8 protein-coding genes are annotated in these 9576 nt (G+C 72.2%); 4 read left to right on the plus strand and 4 right to left on the minus strand.

Going from position 1 to position 9576, the window contains the following annotated elements; genetic code table 11:
* The 3 genes from ACSW7Y_RS13720 to ACSW7Y_RS13730 all read right to left on the minus strand — a co-directional run.
* A partial coding sequence (locus tag ACSW7Y_RS13720; RefSeq protein ID WP_438126812.1) for an efflux RND transporter permease subunit occupies positions 1-1792 on the minus strand: 1792 nt, incomplete at its 3' end.
* A 34-nt stretch (positions 1793-1826) separates the two neighbouring features.
* Positions 1827-2498: a DUF6518 family protein gene (locus tag ACSW7Y_RS13725; RefSeq protein WP_438126813.1), complete on the minus strand. Its 672-nt coding sequence runs from the start codon at positions 2496-2498 to the stop codon at positions 1827-1829.
* Positions 2499-2580: 82 nt separating this feature from the next.
* Positions 2581-4023 carry a PLP-dependent aminotransferase family protein gene (locus ACSW7Y_RS13730; protein WP_438126814.1) on the minus strand — a complete coding sequence of 481 codons (1443 nt, stop codon included), beginning with the start codon at positions 4021-4023 and terminating at the stop codon, positions 2581-2583.
* Between the two features lie 60 nt (positions 4024-4083).
* Between ACSW7Y_RS13730 and ACSW7Y_RS13735 the strand changes: the two genes are divergently transcribed.
* From ACSW7Y_RS13735 to ACSW7Y_RS13745, 3 genes are all read left to right on the plus strand, one after another.
* Positions 4084-4773 (plus strand): YczE/YyaS/YitT family protein, encoded by a 690-nt coding sequence (locus tag ACSW7Y_RS13735; protein WP_438126815.1) that lies wholly within the window; start codon positions 4084-4086, stop codon positions 4771-4773.
* 80 nt (positions 4774-4853) lie between these two features.
* Positions 4854-5702 (plus strand): DUF4097 family beta strand repeat-containing protein, encoded by an 849-nt coding sequence (locus ACSW7Y_RS13740; RefSeq protein ID WP_438126816.1) that lies wholly within the window; start codon positions 4854-4856, stop codon positions 5700-5702.
* Positions 5699-6280: a PadR family transcriptional regulator gene (locus tag ACSW7Y_RS13745; RefSeq protein ID WP_438126817.1), complete on the plus strand. Its 582-nt coding sequence runs from the start codon at positions 5699-5701 to the stop codon at positions 6278-6280. The genes ACSW7Y_RS13740 and ACSW7Y_RS13745 overlap by 4 nt, the downstream gene beginning before the upstream one ends.
* 175 nt (positions 6281-6455) lie before the next feature.
* Here the strand turns inward: ACSW7Y_RS13745 and ACSW7Y_RS13750 are convergent, their stop codons facing one another.
* Positions 6456-7244 carry a MerR family transcriptional regulator gene (locus tag ACSW7Y_RS13750; protein WP_438126818.1) on the minus strand — a complete coding sequence of 263 codons (789 nt, stop codon included), beginning with the start codon at positions 7242-7244 and terminating at the stop codon, positions 6456-6458.
* Positions 7245-7374: 130 nt separating this feature from the next.
* Here ACSW7Y_RS13750 and ACSW7Y_RS13755 point away from each other — a divergent pair.
* On the plus strand, positions 7375-9576 hold a 2202-nt coding region (locus tag ACSW7Y_RS13755), incomplete at its 3' end, for an APC family permease (protein ID WP_438126819.1).

The following is a 9576-nucleotide window of genomic DNA, read 5'->3' on the forward strand; positions in this document are numbered from 1 at the left end:
CCGCAGGCGCGCCCGCGCCCGCGGCCGCGGCCGTGCCGGAACCGGCAGCGGTCGCCTCCGTGGGCGTCCCGTCGGCGGCAGCAGCGCCAGCCTCGGCGTGCGGGTGGGTCTTCGGCGGGCGGAGGAACCAGTACGCGAGCACCGGCACGATGGTCAGCGACACGAGCAGCGACGCCACGAGGGCCATCGTCACCGTGAGCGCGAACGGCCGGAACAGCTCGCCGACCAACTCCGCGACGAACGCGACCGGCAGGAACACCGCGACGGTCGTCAGCGTCGAGGCAGTGACCGCACCGGCGACCTCGCGCACGGCGTCGAGCACCGCCCGGGACCGATCGACCCCTGGTTGCATGTGCCGCTTGATGTTCTCGATGACGACGATCGAGTCGTCGACCACGCGACCGATCGCGATGGTGAGTGCCGCGAGCGTGATGATGTTGAGGGTGTACCCGGCGGCGCGCATGCCGATCGCCGCGAGGAGCACCGACGTCGGGATCGAGATCGCCGTGACGAGGGTCGACCGCACCGACAGCAGGAACACCAGGATCACGAGCACCGCGAACCCGAGGCCGAGCAGGCCTTCTTCAGCGAGGGAGTCGATCGACTGCTGGATGTACGGCGCCTGGTCGAACACGACCGTGAACTTCGGGTCGCCGGCGACCTTCGACTCGATGTCCGGGAGGGCCTTCTTGACCGTCTCGGAGACGTCGACGGTGTTCGCCTCTTGGGTCTTCGTGATCGCGATCGTCAGCGCGGTCTTGCCGTCGACGCGGCTGATCGAGGTGCGCGGCGACTCCTCGATGGCGACCTTCGCGACGTCCCCGAGCTTCGTCGGCGTCGTCGCGGTCGTGGCCGCGCCGGTCGCGCCCGTGGCGCCGGTGGTCGGACTGGAGGCACCGCTCCCGCCCGCCGTTCCGCTCCCGCTCGTCGTGCTGGTCGCGCCCGAGGCCCCGGCTGCGCCCGCACCGCCGCTCGCGGTCTGACCGCTGGCGGCCCCACCGGTCCCGGCGCTCGATCCGGTCGAGCTGTCACCCGACCCGGACGAGCTGCCGCTCGACGACGCGGTGAGCGGCAGCGCCTCGATGTCCTCGAGCGACGCGATGCGCTCGCCGGTCTGCACGGACAGCGTCTTCCCGTCCTGGGTGATCGTGCCACCGGGGATGAGCGTGCCGTTGTCGCTGAGGGCGTCCGAGATCGACTGCGACGTGAGTCCCTTCGCGGCCAGCTCGTCCTGGTCCGGCGTGATCACGACCCGGCGCCCGGGGTTGCCGAACACGTCGGCCTGCCGGACGCCGTCGAGCTTCTCGAGGTCCGGGACGGCCGTGGCGTTCAGCCGGTCGACGAGCTGCTCCTGGTTGCCCTCCCCCGTGACCGCGAGCTGCAGCACCGGCAGGTCGTCGAACGAACCGGTCACGATCTGCGTCTGCACGGTGTCCGGCAGCGACAGCGCGTTGACGGCGGTCTGGATCTTGTCCTCGGCGCTGGCCAGGTTCGAGCCGTAGTCGAAGGACGCGGACACGACGCTCTGCCCGGTGGACGAGGTCGCACTCGTGGACTCGAGGTTCGGCACGACCTGGATCGCCTGCTCGATCTTCGTCGAGACGTCGTTCGACACGACCTCCGGCGTCGCCCCGGGGTAGGCGCTCACGATGGCGACCTGGGGGAACTCGACGCTCGGGATCAGCTCCTGCTTGAGGCTCGTCAGCGAGATCCCGCCGAAGATCGCGACGACGATCGTGACGAGCGCGATGAGGGACCGGTTCCGGATGCTGAAGACCGAGAGGAGGTGCACTGTCCGATCCTCGCAGGCCCGACGCGCGTCAGGCTCAGCCGAGCAACAGGTAGACGCCGAGGACGCCCATCGCCCCGAGCAGCCCCGTCCCGAGCGCGACCACGCGGGTGAGCGGCGTCCGGGCGGTCAGCACCCCGGCGCCGACCACGACGACACCGGCGAGGATCTCCGCCGTCCAGAACGTGGTGCCGGTCGTGGCCGCGACCTGCAGGAGGCCCCGCACGCCCTCACCGACCAGGACGGCACCGCTCACACCCGCCGCGGCAGCGCCGAACGGAGCCGGAGCGGACCGCAGCGCCCACACCACGGCGCCGGCGAGGAGCCCGGCCGGCACCCCGAGCAGGACCCAGGGGTTGGTGACCGACAGGACGTCCGGGTACCCGCGCAGGTTCGTGGTCGCCCAGTACCCGACGTGCATGAGCTGCAGGAAGACCACGCCGAGCACCATCGGGAGCGCCGGGCGACGGTGCTGTCCGACGAGCAGCACGAGCAGTGCCGCGACGACGAACCAGGGCCCCGCGGAGTTCGACAGGACGCCGAGCCCGGGCACGGCCTGCCCGAACGAGCAGAGCATCCCGGCCAACAGGGCGAGTCCGGACGCGATCGACAGGCGCGCGGCCGGCGGGACGTGTCCCTCGGCGCCCGGAGCGGCTGCGGTCGCGGACACGGCGTCGTCGGAGGTCCTGGGCTCCCTGATCGCTTCCATGTCGTCCACGATCGCGCTCGACGGACGAGCACGCATCACCCGCAGGGACGCACGGCCTCCACCGGAGGGATGATCCCGCGTGTCAGACGACGGCTGCGAGCGATCCGCGGGGCCCCACAGCCTCGCCACCGACCCGTGCCCAGGCCCGCTCCAGCACGTCGACCATCCGGGTGCGGTCGGCAGCGGGCATCGTGAACGGCACCCGCAGGAACCGCTCGAACCCGCCGTCCGGGCCGAACACCCCACCGGAGGCGAGCACGACCCCCTCGGCCCGCGCGGCGAGGACGAGCGCGCTCGACACCGGCCGCCCGAGGCCCACCCAGGTCGTCAACCCGCCCGCCGGTGCGGGCACGTCCCACTCGGGGAGCCGCGTGCGCAACGCGCCCACGACGTCGTCGCGGGCCTGCGCCAGGTACGCGCGCCGCTCCTCCAGGACGGTCTCGGTCCGCGGAACCAGCTCGCGCGCGACGAGCTGGTCGAGGACGGGCGTGCCGAGGTCGCCCGTCGGGCGGGCGAGCAGCAGACGCTGGAGCAGCGCCGGCCGTGCACGGATCCAGCCGATGCGGAGCCCACCCCAGAACACCTTGTCGGCCGACCCGATCATGACGACGTCGTCGGACGCCGCGGCGAGCGGCGTCGCGGCGGGACCGTCGATGCGGAGCTCCCCCATCGTCTCGTCCGCGATGACGGTCGTCCCGACCGAGGCGGCGACCGACACGAGGAGGTCGCGGGCATCGGGTGTCATCGTGGCGCCGGTCGGGTTGTGGAGGGCCGGCATGACGTAGGCCACCGACGGGGCCGTCCGTCGGAGCGTGTGCTCGAGCACGGTCGTGTCCCATCCGGTGCGGGCGTCGACGGGCACCCCGACGAGCCGACCGCCGACCTCGCGGAAGGCCTCGTGCGCGTGCGGGTAGGTCGGGGACTCGACGAGCACGGCGTCCCCGCGCCGGACGAGCACCCGGGCCAACAGGGCGATCGCGTGCTGCGCGCCGATGGTGACGACGACCTGCGACGGCTCGGTGGGCAGGCCCCGCGCGGTGTACCGGTCGGCGATCGCCTGTCGGAGCCCGGGGTCCCCGACCGTGTCGTACCCGATCCCGGCGAGCGCCGCGGGCACGTGCCGCACCGCCCGTTCGACGGCCTCGGCGATGCCCGGCGCCGCGTGCAGTGCGGCCTTGCGGAGGTCGAGCACGTCGCCGCCGACCACGCCGCCGAGCCGTTCGGGGTCCGGTCGTCCGACGAGGTCGCGCGGCAGGCGCACGACGCTGCCGGACCCGCGGACCGAGACCAGGAACCCGTCCTCCCGCAGCCGGGCGTAGGAGTTCGCCACGGTGGTGCGGGAGACGCCGAGCGCCTCCGCGAGCCCGCGTTCGGCGGGGAGCCGGACGCCCTGGGGGATCCGACCGTCGATCGCGAGGACCCGGAGGGCGTCCGAGAGCGCCTCGTACGCGGCGGTGTCGGTGCCCGTGCGCCAGTCCGTGAGGAGGAGTGCTGCGGACCGGGCACTGAGCAGGACGGGCGTCATGGGTCCACGGTAGCGCGATTGGCCCTCGACCAGCAGGCCAATCCAGTCGACGATCGGAGCATGCCCCGCACCCCCGCCCTCACCCTCCGCTTCGCGCAGCTCGCGGTCGGACTGTTCCTCTACGGCGCGTCGACGGCGCTCCAGGTCCGGGCCGTCGTGGGCGTGGCCTCGTGGACGGTGCTCACCGAGGGACTCGAGCACGTGGTGCCGTGGTCGTTCGGCGTCATCACCGTGGTGTCCAGCGGCGTCATCCTGCTGTTCTGGATCCCGTTGCGTCAGAAGCCGGGCATCGGGACGCTGCTCAACGCGCTGGCGATCGGCCCCTCGGCGGACCTCGTGCTCTGGCTGGTCCCGGCGCCGGACGGCCTGCTCCCCCGCATCGGCCTGTTCGTCGCGGGGCTGCTGCTCCTCGCCGTCGCGACCGCGTTCTACATCGGCGCCGGGTTCGGGGCGGGAGCGCGCGACGGGCTGATGGTCGGCGTGTCGCAGCGCTTCGGCTGGCCCCTGTGGGTCGCCCGCACCGTCATCGAGGTCACGGTCGTGATCGTCGGTTGGCTGCTCGGCGGGGACGTCGGTGCGGGCACGGTCATCGCGGCGTTCGCGATCGGTCCGATGGTGCAGCCGCTCATGCCGCTCTTCCGCCGCTTCCCGTGGAGTCCGGAGCGCACGCGGCTCGCCACCGCGGCGGCCGCACCGCCGCCCCCTCCGTCGGCGTCGGGCCCCGGCCTGGAGGCGCGGGTCACCTCCTGAAGGAAACCTTGCTCCGTGCGCGACTCGCGATGTATCGTGTTCTCACCAGACGCGATACATCGCGAGTTCCAGGAGGCAACATGGCGCAGGAGAAGTGGCTCGTGGAGGAGCCCAAGGTCATCGACACCGGCATCGTCCGACGCCTGAAGGTCGGGCTCGTCGGGGGCCAGGTCGACGTCGTCGCGCACGACGAACCCACCGCCCGGGTGGAGGTGCACAGCGTCTCCGGCAAGCCCCTCATGGTCGAGGTCGACGGGGACACCCTGACCGTGGACCACCCGCAGATCCGGTGGGACGACCCGATCGGGTTCCTCAAGTCGTTCCGCGGCCGGGCCCAGGCCGACGTGAGCATCCTCGTGCCGCGCGACGTCCCGGTGACGCTCGGCGTCGTGTCGGCCGGCTCGCTCCTCTCCGGCACGAACCGCGGTGCCACGCTCCACACGGTGTCCGGTGACGTCGTCGTGGACGGGGTCGCCGGTGACGTCACGGTGAACGCGGTCTCCGGGACGACCACCGTGCGGGACCTCGACGGCGCCCTCACGGTGCACACCGTGTCGGGCGACGTCGTCGCGACCGGGTCGATCCCGCGGTTCCAGGCGGACGGGGTGAACGCCGACGTCGTGCTCGACCTGCACGGCACCCCGGACGCTGCCCGCGTCAACACGGTCTCCGGCTCGGTCAACGTCCGGCTCGAGGACGGCGTGCCCTACCGCTGCACGGTCTCGACGGCCTCGGGCAAGCTGCAGTTCGACGACTCGGAGATCCGCGGCGTGCGCGGCTCGTACGTCAAGCAGGGCGGCGAGCTCTCCGGGCAGTGGCTCGACCTCAAGGTGAACTCCGTCTCCGGCGACATCGCGGTGCTCCACGCCCCGCCCGTCGCCGACGGGGCCGCCACCACCCCGACGACCGACGGCGAGGTGCCCGCATGAGCCCGGTCTTCGCGCACGGCCACCTGCGCCTCTACCTCCTCGTCCTGCTGGCCGACCACCCGATGCACGGGTACGAGGTCATCACCGCGCTCGGCGACCGGTTCGGCGGCACGTACGTCCCGAGTGCCGGCACCGTCTACCCCCGGCTGGCGAAGCTCCAGGACGAGGGCCTCGTGACGGGGACCGCCGACGGCCGGAAGACGGTCTACGCGATCACCGACGCCGGTCGTGCCGAGCTCGACGCCCGGGCCGCCGAGGTCGACGCGCTCGAGGACGGTGTGACCGACTCGGTGAAGTCCCTCGCCGACGGCGTCCGCGCCTCGGTGGGCGAGGCGATGCGGTCCCTCCGCGCCGACCTCGCGGCGAGCGCCCAGGCCCCGCGTGGGCAGACGGCCGACGAGCCGGTCGACGTCCCGACGGCGGGGGCCAGCGCGCTGCGCGAGGTCGAGATGGTCCTGTCGTCGTTCCGGCAGCAGGTCCGGGCGGACCTCCGGCGACAGGCGACGCGGGGCACCCTCACGGCGGACACGGTGACCCGTCTGCGCGACGGCCTCGAGTCCCTGCGCCGCTCCCTCTGACAGGAGCGACGGAAGCGGACGCGATCTCCGAGGGGCCGCGCCGGCGGGGCGGGCGCACACCGCGCCTCCCGGCCGGCCCGTCCCCCCGTCGCTCGCCGGAACCAGGTTCCGGACACAGCACCACGCTCTCCTGCGGTGCTGTGTCCGGAGCACGGTTCCGCGGGCCGGAACCTCGTCACACCTCGCCGGCGTCCGCCAGGGCGTGCATCGCGTCGCGGAGGGCGCGGGCAGCGCCCGAGCCCGCCCACTCGTAGGCGTGCGTGAAGCGCTCGTCGTGCACGTACATGTCCGCGAGCGTGCGGAACCGCTCGGCGGTGACGGCGGGTCCGGGCGCCTGCCCGAGCCAGGCGAGCTGCCGGCGGGCGAGTGCAGCCCCGCCGGTCGACGACGGCCCGTCGCCCGAGGCTGCGAGCGCGGCCGCGTCCTGGGCGATCGCCCGCTGCTCCTCCTGGAACGCATCCTTCGCGGCGGCGTCCTTCGACGTCCACCACTCCTGTCCGCGCTGCCACGCCTCGGCGCCCCAGCGCTCCTCGACCTCCTGCTTGAACCGGGTCTGGTCGAACCCGTCGAAGGTGTCCTGTGCGGTCATGCCGTCTCCTCGTTCGATCCTCGTGATGGTGGTGCGCACGGCAGCGAGCTGCCGGGCGAGCCGGTCGCGTTCCTGCTCGAGCCACGCGACGTGCGCCCGGAGTGCCGTGACGTCGTCCTGCTCACCGTCGAGCACGCGGGCGATCTCCGCGAGCCCCAGCCCCAGGCCGCGGAGCAGCAGGATGCGCTGGAGCCGCACGAGCGCGCGGTCGTCGTAGCGTCGGAGCCCACCGTCGCCGACCGCCGAGGCGCGCAGCAGACCGATCGCGTCGTAGTGCCGGAGGGTCCGACTGGACACACCCGCGGAACGCGCCACGTCGGCGATGGTGTGCGGGGCTTTCGCAGTGACCCCTGCGCTGTCTGTCCGATCGCTCATGCTCGATACGGTAAGGGTTGACGCTGCGTCAACGACAACCCTTCCGGTCGTCTCAGGATGACCGGATGCGCCGGGAGGCGGAATACCGGGCGGCCCGGTCGTGTTGACTCCGGGTCCGAAATGAGTAGGTTTGCCGCTCGTGACGAACGAGATCCGGTCGCTGAAGGCGCGACTGATCGGGGATCCCCTCCCCTCCGAGAAGCTCGAGGGACAACTCCTCCCGAAGCACCTGGCACTGCCGATCTTCGCGAGCGACCCACTCTCCTCCGTGGCGTACGCGCCGCAGGAGCTCCTCATGATCCTGCTGCTCGGCGGCATGGCGTTCCTGACCTTCGCCCCGTGGGTGGCCGCGCTCGTCGTGCTCCTGCTCGTGGTGGTCGTCGCGTCCTACCGCCAGCTCATCAAGGCGTACCCGTCGGGCGGCGGCGACTACGAGGTGGCGCACCGGAACCTCGGCGAGAAGGCCGGACTCGTCGTCGCCAGTGCACTGCTCGTCGACTACGTCATGACCGTGGCCGTGTCGGTGGCCTCGGGTGTGGACAACATCATCTCGGCGCTGCCGTTCCTCGACGAGTTCCGTGTCGAGCTTGCGCTGCTGTTCGTCGTGCTGCTCGCGGCCGTCAACCTCCGCGGCGTCCGGGAGTCGAGCAAGGCCTTCGCGATCCCGACCTACCTGTTCGTCGCGTCGGTGTTCGTCATGGTCGTGACCGGACTCGTCCGCGTGGCAGGCGGGGACGCCCCGGTCGCGGAGTCGGCGCAGTACACCGTGCAGAACGTCGAGCACACCACGCAGGCGGCGTTCGTGCTGCTGCTCCTGCGGGCCTTCGCGTCGGGCTGCTCGGCCCTCACCGGCGTCGAGGCGATCGCGAACGGCGTGCAGGCGTTCCGCCGCCCGAAGATCCAGAACGCCCAGAAGACCCTCGTGGCGATGGGCGGCATCGCGATCGTCCTGTTCGTCGGGCTGATCACACTCGCGCTCGTCGCCCGCGTGCACTACGCCGAGCGCGCCTGTGACCTGCAGGGCTTCGCCGACTGCGCGAGCACCCCGCAGCGCTCACTCATCGCGCAGATCGCCGCCGCCGTGTTCGGGAACGACTCGGTGCTGTTCTTCGTCGTCCAGGCGACCACCGCGGCCGTCCTGCTCCTCGCCGCGAACACGGCGTTCAACGGCTTCCCGCTGCTCGGCTCGATCCTCGCGCGCGACTCCTACGCGCCGAAGGCCCTGTCGACGCGCGGCGACCGGCTCATCTACTCGAACGGCGTCATCGTGCTGGCGCTCGTCGCGGCAGCCCTGCTCGTGGTCTACCGGGCGAACGTCACCAGTCTCATCCAGCTGTACATCATCGGCGTCTTCGTGTCGTTCACCCTCGGCCAGACGGGCATGGTCGTGCACTGGACACGCCTGCTGCGCGAGGACCGCGCGGGGACGGCCACCGAGCCGGTGCACCGCGGACAGGTCGTGCGCTCGCGGCTCATCAACACCGTCGGCGCGAGCTTCACCTTCGTCGTCCTGGTCATCGTGACCATCACCAAGTTCACGCACGGCGCCTGGCTCGTGTTCGTGATCATGCCCGTGCTCTTCGTCCTCATGCTCGGTGTGAACCGGTACTACCGCGACGTGTCCCACGAGATCGCGGCCGACGAGGAGACCGAGTTCGGTGCGACGGGCGACCACGCGATCGTGCTCGTCAACAAGCTGCAGAAGCCGGTGCTCAAGGCGCTCGACTACGCGATCGCCGCGAAGCACGCGAGCTTCGAGGCGGTCCACGTCGCGATCGACGACGCCGAGGCCGCACGACTCCGGGACCAGTGGGCCGAGCACGGCATCGAGGTCCCGCTGACGATCGTCCCGAGCCCCTACCGCGACATCTCGATGCCGCTCATCAAGTACATCAAGGCCCACCGCGCCGAGCACGGCTCCGAGGTCGTGACGGTGTACACGCCGGTGTTCGTCGTCGGCCACTGGTGGGAGAACCTCCTCCACAACCACCGGGGCCGCCGGATCCGGAAGAAGCTCCTGCTCGTGCACGGCGTCACCGTCGCGCTCGTGCCGTGGCTGCTCGACTCGTCCGAGCTGCTCTACGGCCGTCGCTCCCGCCCGCTGCCCGGTCAGGAGCGCCGCGGTGAGCCCGTCCGGCCGCCCCTCCGCCGGTCGCCGCACGGGGTGTTCCGCCCCGAGGGCGACGACGACCGTCTGCTCCGCTCCGACCAGCGGAACAGCCTCGCACCGCGAGGCGAGGCCGAGCGACGAGGCGATGCCGGTGCACGGGGCGATGGCGGGCGGGGCGACGCCGGCTCACGGCGCGCGACCCGGCCGGCCGGACCCGCCGAG

The sequence above is a fragment of the Curtobacterium flaccumfaciens genome (assembly GCF_051548005.1).
Classification (GTDB): Bacteria; Actinomycetota; Actinomycetes; order Actinomycetales; family Microbacteriaceae; genus Curtobacterium.

Coding starts and splice junctions, on each gene's coding strand:
- ACSW7Y_RS13735 (WP_438126815.1), top strand. CDS start 4,084: ATGCCCCGCACCCCCGCCCTCACCCTCCGCTTCGCGCAGCTCGCGGTC.
- ACSW7Y_RS13740 (WP_438126816.1), top strand. CDS start 4,854: ATGGCGCAGGAGAAGTGGCTCGTGGAGGAGCCCAAGGTCATCGACACC.
- ACSW7Y_RS13750 (WP_438126818.1), bottom strand. CDS start 7,244: ATGAGCGATCGGACAGACAGCGCAGGGGTCACTGCGAAAGCCCCGCAC.
- ACSW7Y_RS13745 (WP_438126817.1), top strand. CDS start 5,699: ATGAGCCCGGTCTTCGCGCACGGCCACCTGCGCCTCTACCTCCTCGTC.
- ACSW7Y_RS13730 (WP_438126814.1), bottom strand. CDS start 4,023: ATGACGCCCGTCCTGCTCAGTGCCCGGTCCGCAGCACTCCTCCTCACG.
- ACSW7Y_RS13725 (WP_438126813.1), bottom strand. CDS start 2,498: ATGGAAGCGATCAGGGAGCCCAGGACCTCCGACGACGCCGTGTCCGCG.